At 71.9% G+C, this 24017-nt stretch carries 23 protein-coding genes and 1 tRNA gene; 11 read left to right on the plus strand and 13 right to left on the minus strand.

From position 1 onward, the window contains the following. The first annotated feature begins 66 nt into the window (after positions 1-66). Together K1J57_RS08840 and K1J57_RS08845 are read left to right on the plus strand one after the other, a co-directional pair. Positions 67-2532, plus strand: coding sequence for a glycoside hydrolase family 2 protein (locus K1J57_RS08840; RefSeq protein WP_220563961.1), 2466 nt, complete (start codon positions 67-69; stop codon positions 2530-2532). After that, positions 2529-3380 (plus strand): LacI family DNA-binding transcriptional regulator, encoded by an 852-nt coding sequence (locus K1J57_RS08845; RefSeq protein ID WP_220563962.1) that lies wholly within the window; start codon positions 2529-2531, stop codon positions 3378-3380. Before K1J57_RS08840 ends, K1J57_RS08845 begins: the two co-directional genes overlap by 4 nt. A gap of 262 nt (positions 3381-3642) precedes the next feature. Here K1J57_RS08845 and K1J57_RS08850 read toward each other — a convergent pair whose 3' ends face one another. The 5 genes from K1J57_RS08850 to K1J57_RS08870 form a co-directional block, all read right to left on the minus strand. Beyond that, positions 3643-3849 carry a hypothetical protein gene (locus K1J57_RS08850; protein WP_220563963.1) on the minus strand — a complete coding sequence of 69 codons (207 nt, stop codon included), beginning with the start codon at positions 3847-3849 and terminating at the stop codon, positions 3643-3645. 249 nt (positions 3850-4098) lie between these two features. Further along, a tRNA-Ser gene (locus K1J57_RS08855) sits at positions 4099-4183 on the minus strand. A gap of 41 nt (positions 4184-4224) precedes the next feature. Next, positions 4225-4698: a nucleoside deaminase gene (locus K1J57_RS08860; RefSeq protein ID WP_255646920.1), complete on the minus strand. Its 474-nt coding sequence runs from the start codon at positions 4696-4698 to the stop codon at positions 4225-4227. Beyond that, complete coding sequence (locus K1J57_RS08865; protein WP_220563964.1) at positions 4695-5171, minus strand: tRNA adenosine deaminase-associated protein; 477 nt, start codon at positions 5169-5171, stop codon at positions 4695-4697. Before K1J57_RS08865 ends, K1J57_RS08860 begins: the two co-directional genes overlap by 4 nt. 43 nt (positions 5172-5214) lie before the next feature. Continuing rightward, positions 5215-5712: a tRNA adenosine deaminase-associated protein gene (locus K1J57_RS08870; protein ID WP_220563965.1), complete on the minus strand. Its 498-nt coding sequence runs from the start codon at positions 5710-5712 to the stop codon at positions 5215-5217. A 280-nt stretch (positions 5713-5992) separates the two neighbouring features. Between K1J57_RS08870 and upp the strand changes: the two genes are divergently transcribed. The 8 genes from upp (at position 5993) to K1J57_RS08910 (ending at position 13496) form a co-directional block, all read left to right on the plus strand. Next, on the plus strand, positions 5993-6646 hold the full coding sequence (upp, locus tag K1J57_RS08875) for a uracil phosphoribosyltransferase (protein ID WP_220563966.1): 654 nt from the start codon (positions 5993-5995) through the stop codon (positions 6644-6646). A 402-nt stretch (positions 6647-7048) separates the two neighbouring features. Next, positions 7049-7282, plus strand: a complete 234-nt coding sequence (locus K1J57_RS08880) for a hypothetical protein (protein WP_220563967.1) — start codon at positions 7049-7051, stop codon at positions 7280-7282. A gap of 331 nt (positions 7283-7613) precedes the next feature. Continuing rightward, positions 7614-7778: a hypothetical protein gene (locus K1J57_RS08885; RefSeq protein ID WP_211715575.1), complete on the plus strand. Its 165-nt coding sequence runs from the start codon at positions 7614-7616 to the stop codon at positions 7776-7778. A gap of 18 nt (positions 7779-7796) precedes the next feature. After that, positions 7797-8306, plus strand: coding sequence for a PH domain-containing protein (locus K1J57_RS08890; protein WP_220563968.1), 510 nt, complete (start codon positions 7797-7799; stop codon positions 8304-8306). Positions 8307-8629: 323 nt separating this feature from the next. Then, the gene (locus K1J57_RS08895; RefSeq protein WP_220563969.1) at positions 8630-8860 is read left to right on the plus strand and encodes a hypothetical protein; all 231 of its coding nucleotides are present in this window, start codon (positions 8630-8632) and stop codon (positions 8858-8860) included. A 733-nt stretch (positions 8861-9593) separates the two neighbouring features. Next, positions 9594-11243, plus strand: coding sequence for a ribosomal protection-like ABC-F family protein (gene abc-f, locus K1J57_RS08900; RefSeq protein WP_220563970.1), 1650 nt, complete (start codon positions 9594-9596; stop codon positions 11241-11243). 142 nt (positions 11244-11385) lie between these two features. After that, complete coding sequence (locus tag K1J57_RS08905) at positions 11386-12444, plus strand: AraC family transcriptional regulator (RefSeq protein WP_220563971.1); 1059 nt, start codon at positions 11386-11388, stop codon at positions 12442-12444. Between the two features lie 50 nt (positions 12445-12494). Next, positions 12495-13496, plus strand: a complete 1002-nt coding sequence (locus K1J57_RS08910; RefSeq protein WP_220563972.1) for an NADP-dependent oxidoreductase — start codon at positions 12495-12497, stop codon at positions 13494-13496. A gap of 28 nt (positions 13497-13524) precedes the next feature. On the opposite strand, the gene K1J57_RS08915 is transcribed toward K1J57_RS08910, so the two are convergent. After that, positions 13525-16155, minus strand: a complete 2631-nt coding sequence (locus tag K1J57_RS08915; RefSeq protein WP_220563973.1) for a replicative DNA helicase — start codon at positions 16153-16155, stop codon at positions 13525-13527. A gap of 347 nt (positions 16156-16502) precedes the next feature. On the opposite strand from K1J57_RS08915, the gene K1J57_RS08920 reads away from it, so the two are divergent. Beyond that, positions 16503-17852 (plus strand): MATE family efflux transporter, encoded by a 1350-nt coding sequence (locus tag K1J57_RS08920; protein ID WP_220563974.1) that lies wholly within the window; start codon positions 16503-16505, stop codon positions 17850-17852. 51 nt (positions 17853-17903) lie between these two features. Here K1J57_RS08920 and K1J57_RS08925 read toward each other — a convergent pair whose 3' ends face one another. The 7 genes from K1J57_RS08925 to K1J57_RS08955 form a co-directional block, all read right to left on the minus strand. Next, the gene (locus tag K1J57_RS08925; RefSeq protein ID WP_220563975.1) at positions 17904-18719 is read right to left on the minus strand and encodes a peptidoglycan recognition family protein; all 816 of its coding nucleotides are present in this window, start codon (positions 18717-18719) and stop codon (positions 17904-17906) included. Positions 18720-18899: 180 nt separating this feature from the next. Next, positions 18900-19346: a 50S ribosomal protein L9 gene (gene rplI / locus K1J57_RS08930; protein ID WP_220563976.1), complete on the minus strand. Its 447-nt coding sequence runs from the start codon at positions 19344-19346 to the stop codon at positions 18900-18902. A gap of 28 nt (positions 19347-19374) precedes the next feature. Beyond that, on the minus strand, positions 19375-19611 hold the full coding sequence (gene rpsR / locus K1J57_RS08935) for a 30S ribosomal protein S18 (RefSeq protein ID WP_073381321.1): 237 nt from the start codon (positions 19609-19611) through the stop codon (positions 19375-19377). Positions 19612-19745: 134 nt separating this feature from the next. Further along, a complete protein-coding gene (locus K1J57_RS08940) occupies positions 19746-20339 on the minus strand; it encodes a single-stranded DNA-binding protein (protein ID WP_220563977.1) in 594 nt (197 codons plus the stop codon). A 126-nt stretch (positions 20340-20465) separates the two neighbouring features. Next, a complete protein-coding gene (gene rpsF / locus K1J57_RS08945) occupies positions 20466-20756 on the minus strand; it encodes a 30S ribosomal protein S6 (RefSeq protein WP_220563978.1) in 291 nt (96 codons plus the stop codon). A gap of 241 nt (positions 20757-20997) precedes the next feature. After that, positions 20998-23259 (minus strand): transglycosylase domain-containing protein, encoded by a 2262-nt coding sequence (locus K1J57_RS08950; protein WP_255646922.1) that lies wholly within the window; start codon positions 23257-23259, stop codon positions 20998-21000. Further along, positions 23241-23723 carry a hypothetical protein gene (locus tag K1J57_RS08955; protein ID WP_220563979.1) on the minus strand — a complete coding sequence of 161 codons (483 nt, stop codon included), beginning with the start codon at positions 23721-23723 and terminating at the stop codon, positions 23241-23243. The genes K1J57_RS08950 and K1J57_RS08955 overlap by 19 nt, the downstream gene beginning before the upstream one ends. Positions 23724-24017 lie beyond the last annotated feature (294 nt).

The following is a 24017-nucleotide window of genomic DNA, read 5'->3' on the forward strand; positions in this document are numbered from 1 at the left end:
TCTCTTGACTTACTTAGTTCATTGAAGAAAGAATCCTCGCACCACAGCCCGCATCCGAGGAGCACGATGCCCAGCCACACCCTCCACGACGGATGGCGCCTGACCGCCACCGCCGGCCCCGTCCCCGAGAACATCGCCGGCCGGGAGATCCCCGCGGCGGTGCCCGGCAGCACCCACCTCGACCTGCTGGCCGCCGGCCTCATCCCCGACCCCTACCTGGACGCGGCCGAGGCGGAGCTCGCCTGGGCGCACCGCACCGACTGGCGCTACACCCTCACCTTCGACGCCGACGCCCCCGCCGACGGTGAGCGCGTCGACCTCGTCTTCGACGGCCTGGACACCATCGCCACCGTCACCCTCAACGGGCACGTGCTCGGCACCTCCGCCAACATGCACCGCTCCCACCGCTTCGACGCCCGCGCCGCCCTGCGCGCCGGGTCCAACGAGCTGACCGTCGACCTGCGCTCCGCGCTGGCCTACGCCGAGGAGCAGCGCGAACGCCTGGGCGCCCGCCCCCACGTCAACGCGCACCCCTACAACATGGTCCGCAAGATGGCCTGCTCCTTCGGCTGGGACTGGGGGCCCGACCTCCAGACCGCGGGCATCTGGAAGCCGGTCCGCCTGGAGCGCTGGACCACCGCCCGCCTGGCCGGCGTCCGCCCCCTGGTGACCGTCGACCCCGACGGCACCGGCCGGGTCGAGGTCCACGCCGACATCGAACGCGCCGGGGAGGACCCCCCCCTCGTCCTCACCGCCACGGTCGCGGGGCGCACCGCCACCGCCGCCCTGGCCGCCGACGCGACATCGGGGACCGTCACCGTCGAGGTGCCGGACGCCGACCTGTGGTGGCCCGTCGGCTACGGCGACCAGCCGCTGTACGACCTCGACGTCACGCTGGGCCGGGACGGGGCGGAGCCGGACACCGCGCACCGCCGCATCGGCTTCCGCACCGTCACCGTGGACACCGAGCCCGACGCCCACGGCACCCCCTTCACCGTGACCGTCAACGGCCGCCCGATCTTCGCCAAGGGCGCCAACTGGATCCCCGACGACCACTTCCTCACCCGGATCACCCGCGAGCGGCTCGAACAGCGCGTCGGCCAGGCCGTCGACGCGCACATGAACATGCTGCGCGTCTGGGGCGGCGGCATCTACGAGACCGAGGACTTCTACGACGTCTGCGACGAGCGCGGCGTCCTCGTCTGGCAGGACTTCCTGCTGGCCTGCGCGGCCTACCCCGAAGAGGAACCGCTGTGGGGCGAGTTCGAGGCCGAGGCCCGGGAGAACGTCGCCCGCCTGTCCTCCCACCCCTCCCTCGCCCTGTGGAACGGCGGCAACGAGAACCTGTGGGGCCACGAGGACTGGGGCTGGAAGGAGCAACTGGGCGACCTCACCTGGGGCCACCGGTACTACACCGAGCTGTTCCCCCGCATCGTCGCCGAGCTCGACCCCACCCGGTTCTACTCCGACGGCAGCCCCTACTCCCCCGGCCTCACCCCCGAGGAGTCCCACCCCAACGCCGAGGCGCACGGCACCCGCCACGAGTGGGACGTGTGGAACCGCACCGACCACCGCGCCTACCGGGACATCGTGCCCCGGTTCTGCTCCGAGTTCGGGTTCCAGGGGCCGCCCACCTGGTCCACCCTCACCGAGTGGATCCACGACGAGCCGCTCACACCCGAGTCCCCCGTCTTCCTCCTCCACCAGAAGGCCGAGGACGGCAACGGCAAGCTCGCCCGCGGCCTGACCCTGCACCTGCCCACGCCCACCACCTTCGCCGACTGGCACTGGGCCACCCAGCTCAACCAGGCCCGCGCCGTGGCGCTCGGGGTGGAGCACTACCGGTCCTGGTGGCCGCGGACCGCCGGGTCCCTGGTCTGGCAGCTCAACGACTGCTGGCCGGTCACCTCGTGGGCGGCCGTGGACGGGCAGGGGCGGCGCAAGCCCCTCTGGTACGCGCTGCGCGCCGCCCACGCCCCGCGCCTGCTCACCCTCCAGCCCCGTGACGGGCGGCTCGTCCTCATCGCCGTCAACGACACCGACGAGCCGTGGGAGGCTCCGCTGCGGGTGGAGCGCCGGCACTTCGGGGGCGGGATACTGGACGGCACCGAGACCGCGCTGGCCGTACCGCCGCGGTCCACGGCCGAGTACGAACCGCCCCGGTCGCTGCTGGCGACCGCCGACGACACCCGGGAGGTGCTGGTGGCCACCGCCGGCGACACCCGCCTGGTGCACCCCTTCCGCGAGGACGTCCACCTGGCCTACGACCCCGACGCCCTCACCGCCGAGGCCGAGCCCGCCCCCGGCGGGTACCGGGTCCGGGTGAGCGCCGCGTCGCTGGCCCGCGGCGTGTCCGTGCTCGCCGACCGGGTCGCCCCCGACGCCGAGGTGGACGACATGCTCGTCGACCTGCTTCCGGGAGAGTCGCACACCTTCCTGGTGCGCACCGCGGCCGAGGTCGACCCGGCGGAGTTCACCCGGGAGCCGGTGCTGCGCAGCGCGGCCTCCCTGCACCCCCGCGGGAAGCGATGAGCGCGCCGGAGCGCGCAGGCGCGGTCGGGCTGGTCCTGGCCCGGCCGCGCCGTCTGCTGAGCGCCGAGCCGTTCTTCATGGAGTTCATCGGCGGCATCGAGGAGCGGCTGGCCGCCCACGACATGTGGGTGATGCTGCACCTGGTGTCCACCCCCGAGGAGGAGGCCGCCGCCCACCGCCGCTGGGCCGAGCGGGGGGTGGTGGACGCCGTCGCGGTGGTCAACCCCACGGTCGACGACCCGCGCCCGGAGCTGCTGCGCGAGCTGGGGCTGCCGTTCGTGGTGGCCGGCGCGCCCGAGGGCGCGGGCCTGCCCGGGGTCCTCTCCGACCACGCCTCCCCCGTACGGGAGGCGGTGGAGCGGCTGCACGGGCTCGGGCACCGCCGCATCGCCCGGGTCGGCGGCCCGGCACGGCTGCTGCACACCCGCGCCCGCACGGACGCCCTCACCGCGGTCTGCGCCGAAGCGGGCCTGCCCGCGCCGGTGACCGCCGAGGGCGACTACTCGCACGAGGCGGGCGCGCGGCTCACCGCGGAGCTGCTGTCGGCCGAGCGGCCGCCCACGGCGATCCTGTACGACAACGACGTGATGGCGGTCGGCGGCCTGGAGGCGGCCCGCTCGCTGGGCGTGGACGTCCCCTCCCGGCTGAGCCTGGTCGCCTGGGACGACTCCACCCGCTGCCGCCTGGTCTCCCCCGAGCTGAGCGCGATGACCGTCGACGTGCACCGGTACGGGACCCTGGTCGCCGAGGCCGCCCTGGAGGCGGCCCGGGGCCTGCCCGTCCCCGAACGCTGGTCGCCCGCCGCCCGCTTCACCGCCCGCGGCAGCACGGGTCCCGCCCCGGAGTAGGGGTGTCGACGTGTCGACGAGCGGTCCTGTCGACGGATCCCCCCGCGGACCCGTCGACACGTCGACATCCCGACATGCCCCTTCACCGCCCTACCGCCCTGTCGACCCCGGCGGTGCCCCCGGCTCCCACACCGCGCACGCGGTCCGGCCGGTCGGCAGGGCCGGGGCGCTGTCGCGTTTCAGCCGCACCGCTTCGCTCCCGGTGCGGGCGACGACACGCTCTGCACTGTCGGTGAACAACCCGAACCTGCCGGGGCCCGGCTCACTCGAGAGAGGGCTCCCGTGTCCGCGAGGAGGTGACCGGGTGGCACTTCGAGCGGCGGTTCCACCGGCCGAGGCCGATCACGAGGGCGAGGAAGGCGGTCTGCCCCAGTGCCATGGGCAGGCTGGTGAAGAACCACATCATGAAGAACACGTAGGCCAAGGCCGCGGACCAAGCGGCGACCACGTTCCAGCGAGGTCTCGTCACGACACGATCCTAGAGGCGCTCGGACATCCCCGCACTGGTGGGAGTGAGGCCGGCCCGAACGGTTCGCCACCGGTCACAGAGGAGGGTGCCCGGAAAAGTCGTGCGGAGGCCGCGGACGCCGCACCGGGCCCCGGACACGCGAAAGGCCGGCCTCTCCGACCGTGTGCACGTACGTGCACCGGCCCGGATCAACCGGCCCTCGCTACCTCTACCGGCCTGACGCTCACCTGCGTGAACACCGGCTCTGAGCGGTGGAGGAGGGATTTGAACCCTCGAAGGGTTGCCCCTTACCCGCTTTCGAGGCGGGCGCCATCGGCCACTAGGCGACTCCACCGCGGGTAACTCTACCGGATCGGAGAGGGTGCGGAAAACCGGTTACCCCCGGCGCCGCGCGAAGAACCGGGTGAGCAGGTCGGAGCAGGCGGCGGCGACGTCCTCGCCCACCAGGTCGGACGGGATCACCTCGGGCCGGTGGTTCAGGCGCGGGTCGCGGACCAGGTCCCACAGCGATCCCGCGGCGCCCGCCTTGGGGTCGCGGGCGCCGTACACCAGCCGGTCCACCCGGGACAGCACCGTGGCGCCCGCGCACATGACGCAGGGTTCCAGGGTGACCGCCAGCGTGCAGCCGGACAGGCGCCACTCGCCGCGGTGTCGGGCGGCGGCGCGCAGGGCCAGGATCTCGGCGTGCCCGGTCGGGTCCCCGGTGGCCTCGCGCTCGTTGTGCCCGCGGCCGATCACCTCGCCGCCGGGGTCGAGCACCACCGCGCCCACCGGGACGTCCCCCGTGGCCAGGGCCAGTTCGGCCTCGGCCAGGGCCGCGCGCAGCGCGGCGTCCAGGGCCGTGTTCACAGGCGCATGCCGTCCAGGAGTTCGCCGAACCCGGCACGGTCGGCCACGACCGCCAGGACGTCGCTGGGCAGGACGCCGCTGCCGACGGACAGCGAGCGCAGCTCGTCGGCCGGGACCCCGAAGTCCTCCAGCAGCCCGGCGTCGCCCCCCGGGGCCGCGCCCCGGGAGGTGTCGGGGGCGCCCGCGCCCACCAGCGTGCCGGCCTCGGCCAGCACCTCGGCCAGCGGGTACTCCTCCACGGCACGGGCGTCGGACAGGTACACCCGGGGCTCCCCGTCCTCGTAGGCGCGCACGATGGCGAACCACTCGTCGTCGACCTCCACGAGGAGGACGGCGGACGGGGCACCCGTGTCCGTGGCGAAGTCGAGCGTCAGTTCGGTGACGTCGTCGACGACGTCCACCTCGCCGAGTTCGAGCTCGGTTCCCCGCCACGTCCCGCCGTCGGGTGCGAAGACGGCTGCGAAGGTCGACACCGCGTGCTCTCCTAGCTCTCCGGGCTGTACTTCGTGGGGTCCCTTACCCCATCGCGTCGAGGACACGCTGGAAGGCCTGCGCGAATCCGAGGCGTTCGGAGATGCTGGCCAGCACCTCGTCCGGGTACAGGTCGAGATCGCCGGCCAGCGCGCCCAGCTCCATCTCGTCCAGACCCAGGTCCGCGACGATCGACAGGTCCCCCGCGGGCAGGACCTGGTCGAGATCATCGTCGTCGGGCTGGTCGATGTCCAGGTGGTCGAGGACGTCCCGCGCCACCTGCCAGTCGACGGACGCGGTCACGTCGGACAGGAACAGGGACACCTCCCCGCCGTACACGCGCACGAGGATGAAGAAGTCGTCGCCCACCGAGACCAGACCGATGGTCCCGCTGATACTGGGTTGCTGGCGCAGGGCGTGGATCAGTCCCTTGAGGTCGTGCACCAGGGCGACCGGCAGGAGGTCGACCTCCCAGTACTCCTCTTCCCGGAACGCCACGGCCGCGAAGTCGCCCGAGTCGTCATCATGATCGAGCACTGTCATCGTCACCCCAACCCGGCCGGTGCCATCAGTCCGGACGAAGGAACCCCGGATCGCCCGTGCGAGTGACATGGTAACGATCACTCCGCGCCCGCTGTGGCCCTTGTCCGCTTCAGTCCGACAACGCTCTCACGACTTCGGGGGGCGCGGTCCCACCGGGGGCTTCCGCGGGGGTCCGGCGGGCCTGTTCGCGCACCCTTCCGGGTGGGTGCGCACGGTTAGACTCTGCCTGGCTCAGCTCCCCGGCCACCGTCCCGTCATCCCAGCTCACCCGGAGACCACCTTGGAAACCCTGGTCGTCGACCACCCCTTGGTCGCGCACAAACTGACCACCCTGCGCGACGTGCGGACCGACTCCCCGACCTTCCGGCGCCTGACCGACGAGCTGGTGACCCTGCTCGCCTACGAGGCGACCCGGGACGTCCGCGTGACGGAGGTCACCATCGAGACGCCTCTGGTGGAGACCACGGGGGCGCAGCTGAGCCGGCCCACCCCCCTGGTGGTGCCGATCCTGCGCGCCGGGCTGGGCATGCTCGACGGGATGACGCGCCTGCTTCCCACCGCCGAGGTCGGCTTCCTGGGGATGGCCCGCGACGAGGAGACCCTGCAGCCCGCGACGTACGCCGACCGGCTGCCGCAGGACCTGTCGGGCCGCCAGTGCTATGTGCTCGACCCGATGCTGGCCACCGGCGGCACCCTGGCCGCCGCGCTCAAGCTGCTGGTGGACCGGGGCGCCGACCACATCACGGCGATCTGCCTGCTGGCCGCCCCCGAGGGCCTGGTCGCGGTGGAGCAGAAGCTGACCGAAACCCTGGCGGCGGACCACGGCGCGACGCTGCGCGTGGTGACGGCGGCGGTGGACGAGCGGCTCAACGAGAACGGCTTCATCCTTCCGGGGCTGGGCGACGCGGGCGACCGGCTGTACGGCTGCGCCTGACTCCTCCGTCCCGAGCGCCCGACCGGTCCTCCGGTCGGGCGCTTTTTCGGCTGTTTTCAGATCCGGATGAATGAATGGCCGAAAACGGGGCACAGTGCTGCTACGACCCGCCATCGCCCCAGGCCGTGAGGCCGCAGGGCGGGCCGCACCCAAGGGCGACACACCGAACCGCATTATCCGAATTCATTTTGAGACGGGAACGTAACCGACAGCAGTGATCATGGTTCTTGGTCGCCCGTAACCAGGAACCCCCACGGCCCGAAACCACCCCAGGACGTAGTCCACCCGAAACCGAACGCCTCGCCCCCTCGGGCGCGGCCCTCAGGTGACCCCCGGGCGACTACGCAACGCCCCCGTGCGCGCACGCTGAGCCATCCGTCTCCCGAGCCCTCAAGGAGAGAGATGCCCGAGACCACCTCCGCCCCCACGACCACCGACCAGCGCTTCGCCTCCGTGGTGGACCTCCTCTCGTCGGAGTTCTCCGGCGTGCACCACGAGTCCACCGTGACCCGGTGCGTGGACGCGGCCCGGCACGGGGCCGAAGAGGTCACCGGCAGCGCCACTCCGGACCTCGTCGAGCGGATCGCCCGGCAGCACCTCCAGGTGCTCGCCCTGGCGTTCGCGGAACAGCGCTGACACCCCTCTCCGCCTTCGGGGGAAATCCGCGCTGCACGGAGACCGGTTTTCGGGCCGGCCGACACTCACGAGGGGTTTCGGACCTGGCCATCCCGTCCGGCTTTGCCAGAAATGCCAACCTAAACCTCCTGACCTGCACCGGTAGGCGGCCGATTTTCGGCCCCCGTGTCACCTGGTGCACAACCGCACCGGAACCGGACACAGCCCGCAAGCAAGGAAGGTCCGACATACCGCCACGCCGAGGGTGCGCCCCAGGCTTTACGGGCAGGACCCCCAATGCGACAATCGCTGCTGGGTCGGTGGGTCAGGTGGATTCCAAGGGGAGTCGGTCGTGGCGAAGTTGAAGAAATGGGGCGGCTACGCTCTCATCTTTTTCGTGGCGTTTTATCTGCTCACGCAGCCCGAAAGCGCGGCGGGCGTGATCCAGAGCGCACTCGGGGGACTGATGGGCGGCGCCGAGTCGATGTCGCGCTTCGTCAACGCACTGCTGCCGTAGTGGGGATGGTCGGGTGCCATGCGCCTCGTAGCGTCGAGTAACAGCGCCCCGGCGTCGGTCAACCGCTACCTGCTCCCGCACGAGCAGGACGTGGTCACCATCCGGAGGCATCCCGCGGTCCTGATCGGACCGGTGGGCGCGGTCCTGGGTGCCCTGATCGTGGCCGGGATCCTCAGCAATACGCAGATCGCGGACACCCCGGCCGCCCTGGCCATCATCTGGTGGCTGTGGCTGCTGGTGTTGGTGTGGTTCGTGTGGCAGGTCGCGGAGTGGTCGGTCGACTACTTCGTCATCACCTCCGCGCGCCTGCTGCTGACGACGGGGCTGATCACCCGGCAGGTCAACATGATGCCGCTGGGCAAGGTCACCGACATGAGGTTCGAGCGCAGCCTGCTGGGCCGGTTCCTCGGATACGGGACCTTCGTGATGGAGTCCGCCGGTCAGGACCAGGCCCTGAGCAGGATCGACTTCATCCCGTACCCGGAGCAGCTGTACCTGGAGGTCGTGGGGCTCATCTTCAAGGAGTAGCCCGGCGCGCAGTCCGACAGGGCACCCGTCCACAGGACGGGTGCTTCTTGTTTTCCCCCGCGTTCCCGGCCGCTCCGGCCCCGCCCCGCGAACCCCCGCAGGGTTGCCCGGTTCCCCTCTCGTTCACCTCTCGTTCACCTTGGCGCGGAGCCCTCCCGCGCCCTCCCGGGAGCCCTCGCAAAGAACGCCTGCCACCAGCGCGTTTCGATACACGATGACGGCGGGAGGATCCCTTGTGACGGAGCCCCCACGGAAAATGAATTGACCCAAAGGTGAACATAGGGTTAACTAGGGTCATCTGATACGGAAACGAGGAGGGCACCATGGCGCGCAGGACAGACCGTGCACCGCACCCGACTCGCTCCGTCGACGCCCGTCGACGCACGCGTTCCGCCGAAGAGACCCTCCGCATGTCCGGCCTCGCGCCGGACGCCGTGAGCGTTCCCCGGCCGCGCGAGGACGCCGACGCCATCAGCTCCGGGCACCCGATCATGCACTGGGTGCTGGTCGCCGACGAGACCGGCCGCACCCGTCCCGAGGCCCGCTGGCTGTAGCAGGGCATCAACGACGCCCGCCCCCTTCCGGCAGCGCCGGACAGGGGGCGACCGGTGTTCGCACCGGACGCGAGAGAGCGAGTCCGAAGGGCCGTCCCGCACAGCGGGGCGGCCCTTCGCCGTTCCCGGGGCCGGGCCGGCCCCGGCGATCCCTCGCCTTGTCGACTTATCGGCTTGAAGCAATATCGCTGTTTCAGCCATCCCCAAAGGCGCCCACCGAGAGTGATCCGCGTCTCACAAGATTCCCCCTTGACTCTCAAAGAAACGAGACGTACCGTCTTGCACATGAGGCTGTAATCCTTCCTGTGATCCCGCGTCCGACGCCCGTGTCAGAGCACGACGCGCACCCGCCGCACCCCGGCGGGCCCGCGCGGCTCCACCGGCGCCGCCGTCCCGCGGTCGATCCGGTACGGCCTCTTCGTCGTTCCCGCACCCCGAGCCCGCGCTCCCCGCGCGTCCGCTCTCCGGGTGCCCGCACGGCGGAACGCCCTCCGACGGCCCGCGGCCCGCTCCACCGGCCCCACCGCAGCAGAGAGGCACACCCCTGCGCACCCCACGAGTCCGACCCGCAGCCCCCGCCGCCGAGACCGCACGAGGAGGCGCGCGCATGCGTACCGCACCGTCCCGACCCGCACTCCCCGACACCGAGACCACCCGAGGAGGCGCATCCTTGCGCACCGCCCCGCCACGCCCCGCCCTGTCCGCCGCCGAGACCAGCCGAGGAGGAACGCACATGCGCGCCGCGACACGCATCCGCTCCCAGATCACCCTCACCGGGGTCGCCAAGCACTACGGCGACCACACCGTCCTGGACGGAGTGGATCTGACCATCGCCCCCGGCGAACGGGTCGGCGTCATCGGTGACAACGGATCCGGCAAGAGCACCCTGCTCCGGCTGCTGGCCGGGGAGGAGGGGCCCGACAACGGCGAGGTCCTCGTCGCCGCCCCCGGAGGCGTCGGATACCTGCCCCAGACCCTGGAGCGGGTCGGCGTCATGACCGGCACCGTCGGCGACGCGGTCGACCACGCCCTGGCCGACCTGCGGGAGATGGAGGCCCGCCTGCACCGGTCCGAGGCGTCGCTCGGCACCGCCGGGCCCGAGGAGCTGGCCGCCTATGGCGACCTGCTGTCCGAGTTCGAGGCGCGGGGCGGCTACGAGGCCGACGTCCGGGTCGACGCCGGGCTGCACGGCCTGGGCCTGCCTGGCCTGGACCGCGACCGCCCGCTGCGCACGCTCTCCGGCGGGGAGCGCTCGCGGCTGGCCCTGGCCGCGGTGCTGGCCGCCGACCCCGAGCTGCTGCTGCTCGACGAGCCCACCAACGACCTCGACGACAGCGCGGCCGCCTGGCTGGAGCAGCGGCTGCGCACCCACCGGGGCACCGTCGTCGCCGTCACCCACGACCGGGCCTTCCTGGCCCGGATCACCGACACCGTCCTGGAGGTGGACCACGAGCTGCACCGGGTCCACCGGTACGGCAACGGGTACGACGGGTTCCTGCGGGCCCGGGCCGCGGCCCGGGTCCGGTGGATCCGCGAGTACGAGGAGTGGAAGGAGGAGCTGGCCCGGCAGCGCCGGCTGGCCGAGAACAACGTCGCCGCGCTCCAGGCCATCCCGCGCATGGTGGACAAGGCGGCCTTCGGTCACGGGAACTTCCGGATGCGCTCGCGCGCCCACGGCGCGATGAGCCGGATCCGGCAGGCCAAGGAGCGGGCGGAGCGGCTGGTCGGGAACCCTGTCGCGCCGCCGCCGGTCCCCCTGGAGATGACCGCGTCGTTCACCGCCGCCGACGGCGGCCCCGTGCCGCCGGTGGAGCTGGCGGGGGTGCGCGTGGGGCACCGGCTCGACGTTCCGGCGCTGACCGTCGCCCCGGGCGAGCGGATCATGGTCACCGGCCCCAACGGGGCGGGCAAGAGCACGCTGCTGCGGGTCATCGCCGGGGAGCTGGCGCCCGACGCCGGCGAGGTGCTGCGGCACGGGCGGATCGGCCACCTCCGCCAGGAGGACGGGGCGGTCGTCCCGGGCCGGACCGTGCTCCAGGCCTACGCGGCCGGGCGGCCGGGCCCGGCCGAGGAGTACCGGGACGAGCTGGCCTCGCTGGGGCTGTTCCGGGCGCGGGAGATGGACCAGCCCGTGGAGTCACTTTCGGTCGGCCAGCGCCGCCGGATCGAAGTGGCCGGATTGACCTCGGGGGTCTACGACCTGCTGCTCCTGGACGAGCCGACCAACCACCTCTCCCCCGGTCTCGTGGAGGAACTGGAGGCGGCGCTGGAGCGCTACACCGGAGCCCTGGTGATCGTCACCCACGACCGCACCATGCGCGCGAGGTTCCGGGGGCGGAGACTGGAGATGCGGGAGGGGATGATCACCGCTGACACCCCGTGATCGGTGAAGTCGCTTTGTCGACAAATTGGCTTGACCATAAATGGCTAAATCCACTGACCGAAACAGGGGGGTGTGTCGGACACCGGCACACCCCCGACACGGTGTCCGAAAAGCCCGACCACCCTAAGCATAAGCTGGCCCCATGCTCGACGGGACCGTTTCCATCCCCCTCCTCCTGCTGCTCGGCGAGGCCGCGCGCACCGCGGGCGTTCCCGAGCACCTCGTCCGCGCCGAGACCGGGTCCGCCGCCACCGCCGACGAGGCCGCCCGCGCCCCCCTGCCCTCCCTGATCCGCCTGTGGGAGCACCTCTCCCACGCCCTCCCGCCCGGCCGGGCCGGAACCCACGTCGCCGACACCGCGGCCCTGGGCTCCCTCCCCGCCTGGGACTACCTGATCGTCAACGGCACCACCCTCACCGACGCCCTCACCCACAGCGCCCCCTACCACCAGGTCGTCACCGCCTCCGAGAAGGAGCTCGCCGTGCACACCCGGGGCGACGACCTCGCGGTGCGCTACCACTCCAGCGCGGGGGACCCCCGCACCACCGCCGCCGTCCACGAGTACGTCCTCGCCTACTACCTGCGCCGGGCCCGCGAGGCCACCCGCACCGACCTCACCCCCCTGCGGGTGGCCTTCTCCCACCCGGCCCCCGCCGACCGCTCCGCCCTCGCCCGCGCCTTCGGCACCGCCGCCCTGGAGTTCGACGCCGGGGTGAACGAGCTCGTGTTCCGGGCCGAGGACGCCCACGCGCCCCTGCCCTCCGGCGACCCGCGCCTGGCCGAGCTCCTGCGCGGCCACGCCGGGATGCTGCTGTCCGCCGCCCACCCCCTCCCGGGCTGGCTGGACCTCTTCCGCACCGCCCTGGACGCCGAACTCGACCACGCGGCGCCCTCCCTGGGCGCCGTCGCCGCCCGGCTGGCGTCGAGCCCGCGCACCCTCCAGCGCCGGCTCGGCGAACACGGGACCACCTGGCGCGCGGAGGTCGACCGCGCCCGCCACGCGCGGGCCCGGCGGCTGCTGTCCTCGGGACTGACCGCCGAGGCCGTCGCCGCCCGCCTGGGCTTCTCCGACGACCGCGCCCTGCGCAAGGCGTTCCACCGCTGGTCGGGGCACACCCCGGCACAGGAGCGCCGCGCGCTGGCGCGCCAGGACCGGTACGCGGCGCGTGCGGACCTGGGGACCGGGGCCGCCCGTCCCTAGGTTCGGAGGTGTCGCCGGGACAGGCCCGGCCCACCGGAACGAGGCACCCCATGACCGTCCGCACCCGCGAGATCCACCTGGCCGCCCGCCCCACCGCCGAGCCGGGCCCCGAGCACTTCGCCCTGGTGGAGACCGACCTCCCCGAGCCCGCCCCGGGCCAGGTCCTGGTCCGCAACACCTGGATGTCCGTCGACCCCTACATGCGCGGCCGGATGAACGACGCGCCCTCCTACATCCCGCCCTTCGAGATCGGCCGCCCCCTGGAGGGGAGCGCGGTCGGCGAGGTCGTCGCCTCCCGGGCCGAGGGGATCCCGGTGGGCTCGACCGTCTCCCACTTCCTGGGCTGGCGGGAGCACTCGCTGGTCGACGCCGCCGGGGTCACGGTCCTGGACGCCACCCGGATCCCGGCCTCCGCCTACCTCGGCCCCCTGGGGACCACCGGCCTCACCGCCCACCTCGCGCTCACCGACACCGCCCCGGTCCGCCCCGGGGACACCGTGTACGTCTCGGCGGCCGCGGGGGCCGTGGGGAGCGTGGCCGCGCGGGTCGCCCGCGACCTGGGCGCGTCCCGGGTCGTCGGCTCCGCGGGCGGCCCGGACAAGACCCGGCTGCTGCTGGAGGAGTTCGGCTACGACGCCGCCTTCGACCGCCGGGACGGCGACCTGGCCGCACGCCTGGCCGAGGCCGCCCCCGACGGGGTCGACGTCTACCTGGACTCGGTCGGCGGCGACCACCTGGAGGCCGCCCTGTCGGTGATGAACCAGGGGGGCCGGGTGGCGCTGATCGGCGCGGTCGGCGACTACAACGACGCCGAACCCGCCCCGGGGCCGAACCTGTACCGGGCCGCCACCCGGGAGGTCACCCTGCGCGGCATGCTGGTGAGCAACCACCTGCACCGGTTCCCCGAGTTCCACGCCAAGGCGGTGCCGTGGCTGCTCGACGGCACCCTGCGCACCCGCGAGACCGTCCTGGACGGCCTGGAGAAGGCCCCGGAGGCCCTGCGCGGGGTCCTGGTGGGCGCCAACACCGGCAAGATGCTGGTCCGCCTGTGAACCCGGCCCCGCCGCGGGCGCCCCGGGCCTATCCGGGCGCCATGTCGACGAAGCGGCTGTAGTGGCCCTGGAAGGCCACGGTGACGTCCGCGGTGGGGCCGTTGCGGTGCTTGGCGACGATGATGTCCGCCTCGCCCGCCCGAGGCGACTCCTTGTCGTGCACGTCCTCGCGGTACAGCAGGATCACCATGTCCGCGTCCTGCTCGATGGAGTTGTGGACACTGATCCCGTTGGCCATGAAGTTGTGCGTGCCCGCGACCGTGGCGTCGAAGACCTCTTCCTCACCCAGCGGATCGACCGCGACGACCTCGTCCCAGAAGACGTCGTTGGTGGCGAGCAGGTCGAGGTCGGCGTCGTCGAGCACCGCGGCGATCCGGGAGAGTCTGCCCCGGCTCGGTGCGGGGCGCCACATCGAACTCCCGTTGAACTGCACGCCCAACTCCGAGGAGAAACGGCGGTGGCTCATCTCCCTGGCGGCGATCGTGGTGCGCACCCGGTCCCAAACCTGCCTCGGGACCGTGTCCACGTTGGTGTTGGCCGACCGGCCGACCATGTTCTCGACACAGGCGGCCAGGGTCAGGGCGCGGGCACCGTGGCAGCCCACCTTCTCCGCGAACAGCCTCTGCTGGTCCACCCCGCTGACGTCGAGAACGTACGAGGGCCGGTATCCCTTCTTGGCACTGCGCTTGATCCTCGTCATGATGCCCAGCCGGGCCAGCAGCAGGGCCACTCCGTCGACGAGCCGCCGGCTCGTGGAGGAGTAGTAGATGCGGGTGCCGTTGGTCGCCTTGCTCCAGTGGACACTCCCGTCCGTGGCCCACAGGTGGCGCAGGAACAGGGCGATCTGGTCCGTCGGCAGTTTGAAGACCGCGTCGGGCACGAACTTCTCATGGCTGCGGAGCCCGAACAGCCCCAGCCCGTCGAGCCAAACGGCGATGGGGTTCCGCTTGCCGTGGGTGAGCCGGAACGGCGCGGGGAGCCGCAACGTGGTGACCCTCGCGGAGCCGTACTCGTCCCGGACGGCGGTGATCCCGAAGTGCCGGGCCGCCTCGGCGACCACCGACAGGTTCTCCTCGTCGACGCTGGCATAGCGGATCGGCTGGCGGCGGACGAACGATCCGTCGCCGATCAGGTGGGCGAGCAGGACCACCTCGTCCTCGGGCCACGCGGTCGGGCCCTCCGGCGCGGGCACATGCCGCGGGACGGCGATCCGGTCACCGACCCTCAGGTCCTCCAGGTGGCGCCACCCCTCAAAGGCGAGGAACGGGTGATTGGCGGATGCCTTGACCTCACGTCCCGAGGCCAGCCGCAATCGGAAGGTCTTCTTGACCCCGCTGGAGAAGACATGGCTCATCGTGCGCGGGACCAGGCGCAGTTTCTCGTCCAGGGACCAGACCGGGATGTCGCGCTCTCCTGTCGCATACAGCTCGCCGAGCGTGGCCTCGGCCCCCGTGTCGGCCCGCAGGATCCTGGTGTCGGCGGTGAGGCAGCCCGATTCGCGAAGGTCCGACACCTGGGGGCGTTTGTCGGTGCGCTGTTCGGGGCCTCGGTTGAGCTGGGAGAGCGCCACCACGGGCACCTCCAGCTCCTTGGCCAGCAGCTTGAGCGACCGGGACATCTCCGAGACCTCCTGCTGGCGGCTCTCCACCCGGCCGGGCGAGCTCATCAGCTGGAGGTAGTCGACGATGACCAGCTTGAGGTCGTGCTGCTGCTTGAGCCGCCGGCACTTGGCCCGGATCTCCATCATCGACATGTTGGGCGAGTCGTCGATGAACAGGGGCGCGTTGGCCACCTCGCCCATCCGCCGGGCCAGGCGCGCCCAGTCGTCGTCGGTCATCAGGCCCGACCGCATGGTGTGCAGAGGCACCCGTGCCTCCGCCGAGAGCAGGCGCATGACGATCTCGTTGCGCCCCATCTCCAGGCTGAAGAAGACCGCGGTCATGTCGTGCTTGATCGACGCCGCCCGCGCGAAATCCAGAGCCAGGGTGCTCTTCCCGACGGCGGGGCGGGCGGCGATGATGATCATCTGGCCGGGGTGGAGGCCGTTGGTGAGGGCGTCGAAGTCGGCGAACCCGGTGGGAACGCCGGTGAGGGTGCCGTCGTGGGAGGAGATGGCCTCGATCTCGTCCAGGGCGCCGGGCATGATGTCGGCGAGGGGGACGTAGTCCTCGCCGGTGCGCTTCTCGGCGACCTTGTAGATCTCCGCCTGGGCGTGGTCGACGAGGTCGTCGACCTCGCCGTCGCCCGCGTAGCCGATCTGCGCGATGCGGGTGCCGACCTCGACCAGGCGGCGCAGCACGGCGCGGTCGGAGACGATCTTGGCGTAGTAGCCGGCGTTCGCCGCGGTGGGGATGGCGTTGGTGAGGGTGGTCAGGTAGAGCGCGCCGCCGACGCGGGCGGACTCACCGCGCTTGGTCAGCTCGGCGTTGACGGAGACGATGTCGACCGGCTCGCCGCGGGAGAAGAGGTCGACGATGGCGTCGTAGATGATCTGGTGCGCCGGGCGGTAGAAGTCGGCGGAGCGGATGATCTCCACGACCTGGGTGATGGCGTCCTTGGAGATGAGCATGCCGCCCAGGACGCCCTGCTCGGCCTGGATGTCGTGGGGTGGCGTGCGCTCGTATCCGCCTTCTTCGGGTGGCTGCTCAGCGACGCTCACGAACAATCTCCCCTGGGCCGTGCTCCACCGGCCCCGGGTCGGGACCGACCCTTCCAGGATGCCTCATCGAACGCGCCGGGGAGGCCGCGGGCGGAGCCGTCCACAGGCTCGATAGCACCCGTTCGCCCGAGTCCGCAGGGGTTTCACCGACCCGTTGTGCACATAACCTGTGGATAACTTTGCGCACGACCCCTGTCACCAGTGTTGACCTGCGAAAACACGCTTCGATACGGGGTGTGCAAGATGTCTCACAGAGCCGATTTCCACAAGTTATCCACAGGTATCCGGAGGCCTGTGGACAACTTCACCCTCCCAGGGGAACGCCTGTCCGATAGCGTGGACCGGTCATGCCCAGACCGCTCTCCGCCGCCCCGTTCCGGCACCGCCACGACCGCGAGATCTTCGCCCTGGCGATCCCCACGTTCTTCGCCCTCGTCAGCGAACCCCTGTTCCTGCTGACCGACTCCGCGATCGTCGGCACCCTGGGCACCTCGGCCCTGGCCGGGCTGGGCATCGCCGGCCAGGTGCTGCTGACCCTGGTGGCCGTCTGCATCTTCCTCGCCTACGGCACCACCGCGGCCGTCGCCCGCAAGTTCGGCGCGGGGGACGTCCCCGGGGGCATCCGGGACGGGATCGACGGCCTGTGGCTCGCCGTGCTGCTCGGCGCCGCGGCGATCGCGATCGGCTGGCCGCTCGGGCCCGCCATGGTGGACCTGCTGGGGGCCTCTCCCGAGGTCGCCCCCTACGCCCTGGTCTACCTGCGCGTCAGCCTGCTGAGCACGCCGTTCCTGCTCATCGTCATGGCGGGCACCGGTGTGCTGCGCGGCCTCCAGGACGCCCGCACCCCGCTGGCCGTCGCGGTCGCGTCCTTCCTGGGCAACGCGCTGCTGTGCGCGGTGTTCGTGCTGGTCCTGGACTGGGGCATCGCCGGTTCGGCGTGGGCGACGGTGATCGCCCAGGGCGGCGGAGCGTTCTGGTACGTGGCGGTGATGGTGCGCCGCGCCCGGAGCGAGGGGGTGTCGCTCGCGCCGTCGGCGGCGGGCCTGCGCGCCTCGGCCTCGGCCGGGTTCGCGCTGTTCCTGCGCAGCGTCTCGATGCGTGTGGTGGCGCTGGTGACCGTGGCGGTGGCGGCCCGGCTCGGCGACGCGCCGGTGGCCGCCCACCAGGTCTCGCACAACATCTGGGCGCTGCTGGTGTTCGCCATGGACGCGATCGCGATCGCCGGGCAGGCGATCGTCGGCCGCTACCTGGGGGCGGGCGACGTCCGCGGGACCCGGGACGCCACCCGCCGCATGGTCGAGTGGGGCGTGATGCTGGGCACGGCCTTCACCGTGCTGGTGCTGCTGGTCCTGCCGTGGGCGTGGATCCCGTTCACCTCGGACCCGCAGGTGCGCGTGCTCATCACCGCGTCCCTGGTCGTGGTGGCCCTGTTGCAGCCGCTGAGCGGGGTGACCATGGTGCTCGACGGGGTGCTGATGGGCGCCGGCGACCAGCGCTACCTGGCCTGGGCCTCCCTGTGGACGATGCTGGCCTTCCTGCCGTTCGCCCTGGTGGTGCCGCCGCTCGGGCTGTCCGCCACCGGGGGGATCGTGGCCCTGTGGATCGCCTACGGGATCTGGATCCTGGCCCGTGCGGTCGCCCTGGGGCACCGGGCCCGGGGCACGGCCTGGCTGGTCACCGGCGCGTCCAGGCCCTGACCCGGCCCTGCCCGGGAGTTCCGGCGGGGCGGAAGTCCCGGGGCGCCGGGGTCAGAGGGAGACGTCGAGCTCGCCGACCGCCGGACCGTGGTAGAAGGTGGCCACCCGCTCCGAGGACGGGGTGTCCGGGAAGGTCGGCAGCTGTTCCAGGGAGATCTCGACCCCGGTGACCCGGCCCAGGTGGGAGAGCTGTTCCCGGAGCCGGGAGGCGACGTCCCTGCGCAGGTCCGGGAGCATCGAGTAGAGCTTGTCCCCCGGGCAGTTGGTGGAGTTGTAGTCGCGGTGGCCGACGATGGCCTCCTGCGGGTCCAGCCGGTAGACCAGGCACAGCCAGGCGCAGGTGTCCACCAGGGAGCGCATGAGCGCGGCCGGCGGGGTCGCCGTGCTGTAGGTGCCCTCGTTCTCGATGCCGATGGTGTGCGAGTTGTGGTCGGCCGTGTGGGCGCCGATCACGTGGTGGCCGTCGCCGATGGCCTGGAGGGTGCGGTCGCGGCCCTCCATGATGTGCCCGCCGCGGCTGATGGTGAGCTGCTGCCCGGTGTCGCTCCACCCGTTGTGGTCCATGTGGTATCGCTGGATGGAGCGGGACAGCGAGGCCGCGTGGGCGGTGGAGGTGTCGGAGACGTTCCCGGTGGCCGTGTGGTGCACGACGATGTGGGTCGGCCCCTTCCCCAGGACCTCGATGCGGTTCTTGGGGGCCCTGGCCTTCCAGTCCGTGCGGGTGTACACCTTGGGCCTGGCCGCGGCCAGCGCGCCCGTGGCGGGGGTGAGCCCGGCCAGCCCGCCGAGCAGTACGCCTCCGGCGGCCAGTGCGGTGCCCCTCAGGACCGTCCTGCGGTCGGGTAGGTGCTCCGGTCGTCCGTTCATCGGCCCGTCGTCCTCTCTGTCCTGGGCGTCACGCGACACCGACACAGAGAACACGATAGATTACAAAGAGTAGCCAAAGGGTGGCTTTCGGTGACCCCCGGCGTGTTGCCACCGAACGGGACCGGCCCCGCGCCTCGAAGGAGGTGCGGGGCCGGTTCACACGAGCGCGAACGCCTCGGCTCAGACGCCGACGACGTCCAGCTTGATCGTGGCGACGACCTCGGGGTGCAGGCGGACCTGGACCTTGTGGGCGCCGACCGACTTGATCGGGGTCTTGACCTCGATGCGGCGCTTGTCCAGCTGCGGGCCGCCGGAGGCCTGGACGGCCTCGGCGATGTCCGCGGGGGTGACCGAGCCGAAGAGGCGGCCACCCTCGCCGGCGCGCTGCTTGAGGCGCACGGTGAGCGCGTTGACCTGGCCGGCGACCTGCTTGGCCTCGTCCAGGGTCCGGATGTCGCGCGCGGCGCGGGCGCGCTGGATCAGGTCGATCTGCTTCTGGCCGCCGCGCGTCCACCGGATGGCGAACCCGCGGGGAAGCAGGTAGTTGCGGCCGTAGCCGTTCTTCACCTCGACGACATCGCCGGGGGCTCCGAGACCGTTGACCTCGTGGGTCAGGATCAGCTTCACGACAAAAACCTCCCTCGGAGAATCCCCGCTAGCGAGCGGTGCTGGTGTAGGGCAGCAGGGCGACCTCGCGCGCGTTCTTGATCGCGGTGGCGACGTCGCGCTGGTGCTGGGTGCAGTTACCCGTCACGCGGCGGGCGCGGATCTTGCCGCGCTCGGAGATGAACTTGCGGAGAAGCGTGGTGTCCTTGTAGTCGATGTAGGACTGCTTCTCCTGGCAGAAAAAGCAAACCTTCTTCTTGGGCTTGCGCGCTGCCGGCTTCGCCATCGTGGTGCTCCTTCGCAAGAGCCCCGGGTTCCTCCCGGGGATGGTCTGAGGACATGTGAACAGTGACTCGGCGCCCTGGGGCGCCGGGTCGGGGTGTCGCGCCTACGGCACGGGGCCGCGGCGCGGACGCTCGGCTAGAACGGCGGGTCGTCGGAGAAGCCGCCGCCGAAGCCGCCGCCTCCGCCACCGCCGCCGTTGTTGGCCCACGGGTCGTCGTTGGCGGGGCCGCCGCCGCGGTTGCCCTGCTGGCCGCCGCCGAAGCCGCCGCCCTGGTTCCCGTAGCCGCCGCCACCCTGCTGGGGCTGGCCGCCACCGAAACCACCGCCGCCGCCCCCACCGAAGCCGCCGCCCCCGCCGCCCTGGCGCTGCGTCTTGGTCACCTTGGCGGTGGCGCTGCGCAGGGCCGGGCCGACCTCGTCGACGTCGACCTCGAAGACGGTGCGCTTCTCACCCTGCTGGGTGTCGTAGGAGCGCTGCTTGAGGCGCCCCTGGACGATCACGCGCATACCGCGCTGGAGGCTCTCCGCGACGTTCTCCGCGTACTGCCGCCACACGGTGCAGGTGAGGAACATGGACTCGCCGTCCTTCCACTCCCCCGACGCGCGGTCGAAGGTGCGCGGCGTCGAGGCCACGCGGAAGTTGGCGACAGCGGCTCCACTCGCCGTGAAGCGCATCTCAGGATCGTCGACCAGGTTGCCGACGAGCGTGATCTGGGTTTCGCCTGCCATGAGGGCTCCGGTTCGGGGTAGATCGGGTCAGGCGGTTTCGCCTGCTCCCCTGATCATCCGTCCTTCCACCGACAGAAATCAGCGGAATCGGGCGATCCGGGGAAGGGGGCCGCGGCCGGGAGGCCGCTAGTGGACCTCGGGCCGGATGACCTTGGTGCGGAGCACGGCCTCGGCGATGCCGAGCTGGCGGTCGAGCTCCTTGACCGTGGCGGGCGTGGCCGTCAGGTCGATCACGGCGTAGATGCCCTCGGGGTTCTTCTCGATGTCGTAGGCGAGCCGACGCTTGCCCCAGATGTCGACCTTCTCGACCGAGCCGCCGTCGTTGCGCACGACGGACAGGAAGTTCTCCAGCGACGGGGCGACGGTGCGCTCGTCGAGGTTGGGGTCGAGGATGACCATGATTTCGTAACGACGCATCGGCGTACGTTCCTCCTCTGGACTGTCGCGGCCATGGAATCTCCATGGCAGGAGGGCAGGAGCCCGCGGTGTCCCGCTCGTGGTGGCGGGGGCGCGGGCTCAGAGCCATACGGGAACCAAGGCTACCAGCAGCACGGGACCGGAATCGGCGGCCGAACCCCCGGCCGCGGACCCCGCCGGACGCGCGGAGGGGCCGGTGCGCGACGCGCACCGGCCCCTCACCTCCGGGTCTCCGGAAGGGTCAGTCGTCGCGGGTGCCCAGGATGGTCACCCGGCCGTTGTTGCCCTGGCCCTGTCCGGGACGCCAGCCGCCGTCGTCCTCTTCCCCATCCGTGTGGCAGGGGTCGGTGATCGGACGGCTCGCGCAGTCGTCCGGCGGAGTCGGTTCGCCCGTCTCGTCGTCACAGTCCCAGGGGAAGGTGCAGTCGGGGGGCGGCTCGATGCCCTCGCAGTTGGGGTTGTTCTGATCGATGTTGTTCGGGTCGCACGGGACGTCGCTGGGCTCCTCGCTCGGTTCCTCGCTGGGCTCCTCGCTGGGCTCCTCCGAGGGCGAGGGGTCCGGGCTGGGCGTGGGCGCGAAGTTCTGGTCCGTGCCCACGTTCGCGGCCGGCGGGAAGTTCTGCGGCTCCAGCTCCATGATGTCCACTGCCTGGACCATGAACTCGCGCCACACGGTGGCCGAGGTGCTGCCACCGAAGACCTCGTTGTTGGAGATGCCCTCGAACTCCAGTCCCGTGTTGGCGTCGGCCCGGCTGAGGCCGACCGCCACCGACAGCTGGGGCACGTAGCCGACGAACCAGGCCGAGATGGCCCCCGAGGAGGTACCGGTCTTGCCCGCGACCGGGCGGCCGTCGGGCAGCGCGGCGTTGGTGCCACCGCCGTTGGTGACGACCTCGGTCAGGGCGAAGGTGACGTCGGCCGCGACCTGGTCGCTCATCGCGCGGGTCCCGGTCTCGAGCAGGTCCGCGTCGTTGGGCTGGAGCTCGGTGCCGTCGCTGGTGGTCACCTTGGTGACCATGTGCGCCGGGCGGTGCACGCCGCCGGCGGCGAAGGTCGCGTAACCGCTGGCCTGGTCCATGGCGCTGACCTGGTGGGTGCCCAGGGCGATCAGCGGCCCCTGGGTAGAGGTCGTGGTCTGCTCCTCGTCCACACCGGCGGCGACGGCCATCTGGTCCACGGCGGCCGGGCCCACCTCGACGGCGAGCTGCACGTACGGGGTGTTGTAGGAGTGCGCGGTGGACTCGACGAGGTCGACCGCGCCGTGATCCTGCAGGTCGGCGTTCTGGACCGGGCTGGCCAGCCCTTCGAACTCCTGCGGCGAGTCGCCGTTCATCAGCGTGCGGAGGCTGATGTTCTGGCTGAGCGCGGTGGCGAGCACGTAGGGCTTGTACGACGAACCCGCCTGGGTGCGCTCCACCAGGGACTGGTTGAGCTGGACGCCCACGTCCTCACCGCCGCGGAAGGCGACGATCTCGCCGGTGGCGGGGTCGATCGCGGTCAGGCCCTTGCGGGTGTCCTCCGGGTGCCCGGGCAGGGCGTCGAACGCGTTGTAGGCCGCGTCCATGAGCTCGGGGTTGAGGGAGGTCTCGACCTTGTAGCCCTGGGTGGCGATGTTCTCGGCGGTGAGGTCGTAGCGCTCGACGAGCTCGGTGACGACGGCGTCGCGGACGTAGCCGGGCTTGGGGTCGAACTCCTCCTCGGCCTCTTCCTCCTCGGCCTCGGCCTCTTCCTCCTCGCCTTCGCTGGGCCCCCACTGGGTCGTCTCGGGGATCTCCAGGGCGTCGGCCTCGCTCTTGGGCAGGCCGCGTTCGGGGTTCTCCTCGTGCATGGCCGCCAGCTGGGTCTGGACGTAGGGCCAGCGCTCCTCGTGGAGGTACGTGTGGGTCCAGGGCCCCAGCTCGGAGTTCTCGAAGTTGGACGGCATCTGGATGATGATCCCCAGGTAGGCGCCCTCGGCCGAGTCGAGCTCCGTCACGCTCTTGTCGAAGTACTGGCGGGCCGCCATCTCGATCCCCATGGCCTGGCGGCCGAAGTAGATCGTGTTGACGTAGCGCTCGAGGATCTCCTCCTTCTCCATCTGCTGGCCGAGCTTGATGGAGATGAAGATCTCGCGGATCTTGCGCTCGATGGTGCCGTAGCCCTCGAGGTTGCTGTAGTAGTTGCGGGCCATCTGCTGGGTGATGGTGGAACCGCCGCCGGCCTCGCCGCGGGAGAGCAGGGCGCGGCCGATACCCGTGATGCTGATGCCCGGGTCCTCGAAGAACGTGTGCTGCTCGGCGGCGAGGATGCCGTCGATGACCTCCGGCGGGATGTCCTCGTACGCGACCTCGATGCGGCGGACCTCGCCCGTGGTGACCGCGACGTCGCCGGTCTCCCAGAAGATCTGGGTGGCCGACATCTCCGCGTCGGACTTGGCCTCGAGGTCGTCCTTGTTGGGCGCCTGCGCGTACAGGAACGCGAACACCGCCACACCGCCGATGACCATCAGGCCGAACGCGGCCAACGCGGGCTTCCACGCCTTGGCGAGGAACCGCTTCCACCAGGGGCGGTCGTCCGGCTCGTCCTCGCCGCTGCGGCGCCGGCGTCCTCCGCCGGATCCGCCGCGGCCGCCACCGCCGGCATGGCCGCACGCCGGCGGCCGCCCTCGGAGCGGGCGCCGTGCTCGCGCTCGCGCGGGTCGCGCGGGCCGTCGGGACGGCGCCGGCCGCCGGGGCGGGACGCGTCCTCGGGCGGACGGCGCCGCCGCTGGCCCTCGGCCCGGGCGCCGTGCTCGGCGTCCTCGGGACGGCGGCGGGGGCGCTCGCCGTCGGCGGGCGGGCGGCGCCGCTGCCCCTCCGGAGCGCCGCGCCGGCCGCCCTCGCGGCCGCGCGGGTCGTCCTCCGGGGGCCTGCGGCGCTGGCCGCCCTCGGGGCGCCGGGGGCGCTCGCCCTCGGCCCTCCGGCGGCCGCCGCGGCCTTCGGATCCCATGTCATCGGCCGGGGGGCGGCGCCTGGGGCGCTCCTCCTCCCCCCAGAAACCGTTGTCCGCTTCCGGGGATCGGCGCCCTCCGGCACGTTGTTCCCTGGGCGGCGGGCCGTCGGCCCTCCGCCTCCCGCCGTTGCCCCCGGCGCCGCTCGCCGGGCCCTCGGCCCGGCGACGGCCGCCGCCGGCATCCCGTCGTCGTTCGGTACTCACGTGGTCCTCGATTGCCTTTCACGGCCGGTCGGCCTGACGATTCCTTGCTGGAACGGGGGGCGGTCCCCCTGGGGGATCGGTGGTCCG

It is taken from the genome of Nocardiopsis sp. MT53 (genome assembly GCF_019598965.1).
Classification (GTDB): Bacteria; Actinomycetota; Actinomycetes; order Streptosporangiales; family Streptosporangiaceae; genus Nocardiopsis; species Nocardiopsis changdeensis.

Coding starts and splice junctions, on each gene's coding strand:
- K1J57_RS08840 (WP_220563961.1), top strand. CDS start 67: ATGCCCAGCCACACCCTCCACGACGGATGGCGCCTGACCGCCACCGCC.
- K1J57_RS08845 (WP_220563962.1), top strand. CDS start 2,529: ATGAGCGCGCCGGAGCGCGCAGGCGCGGTCGGGCTGGTCCTGGCCCGG.
- K1J57_RS08870 (WP_220563965.1), bottom strand. CDS start 5,712: ATGACAGTGCTCGATCATGATGACGACTCGGGCGACTTCGCGGCCGTG.
- K1J57_RS08880 (WP_220563967.1), top strand. CDS start 7,049: ATGCCCGAGACCACCTCCGCCCCCACGACCACCGACCAGCGCTTCGCC.
- K1J57_RS08890 (WP_220563968.1), top strand. CDS start 7,797: ATGCGCCTCGTAGCGTCGAGTAACAGCGCCCCGGCGTCGGTCAACCGC.
- K1J57_RS08895 (WP_220563969.1), top strand. CDS start 8,630: ATGGCGCGCAGGACAGACCGTGCACCGCACCCGACTCGCTCCGTCGAC.
- abc-f (WP_220563970.1), top strand. CDS start 9,594: ATGCGCGCCGCGACACGCATCCGCTCCCAGATCACCCTCACCGGGGTC.
- K1J57_RS08905 (WP_220563971.1), top strand. CDS start 11,386: ATGCTCGACGGGACCGTTTCCATCCCCCTCCTCCTGCTGCTCGGCGAG.
- K1J57_RS08910 (WP_220563972.1), top strand. CDS start 12,495: ATGACCGTCCGCACCCGCGAGATCCACCTGGCCGCCCGCCCCACCGCC.
- K1J57_RS08920 (WP_220563974.1), top strand. CDS start 16,503: ATGCCCAGACCGCTCTCCGCCGCCCCGTTCCGGCACCGCCACGACCGC.
- K1J57_RS08925 (WP_220563975.1), bottom strand. CDS start 18,719: ATGAACGGACGACCGGAGCACCTACCCGACCGCAGGACGGTCCTGAGG.
- rpsR (WP_073381321.1), bottom strand. CDS start 19,611: ATGGCGAAGCCGGCAGCGCGCAAGCCCAAGAAGAAGGTTTGCTTTTTC.
- K1J57_RS08940 (WP_220563977.1), bottom strand. CDS start 20,339: ATGGCAGGCGAAACCCAGATCACGCTCGTCGGCAACCTGGTCGACGAT.
- rpsF (WP_220563978.1), bottom strand. CDS start 20,756: ATGCGTCGTTACGAAATCATGGTCATCCTCGACCCCAACCTCGACGAG.
- K1J57_RS08955 (WP_220563979.1), bottom strand. CDS start 23,723: ATGGGATCCGAAGGCCGCGGCGGCCGCCGGAGGGCCGAGGGCGAGCGC.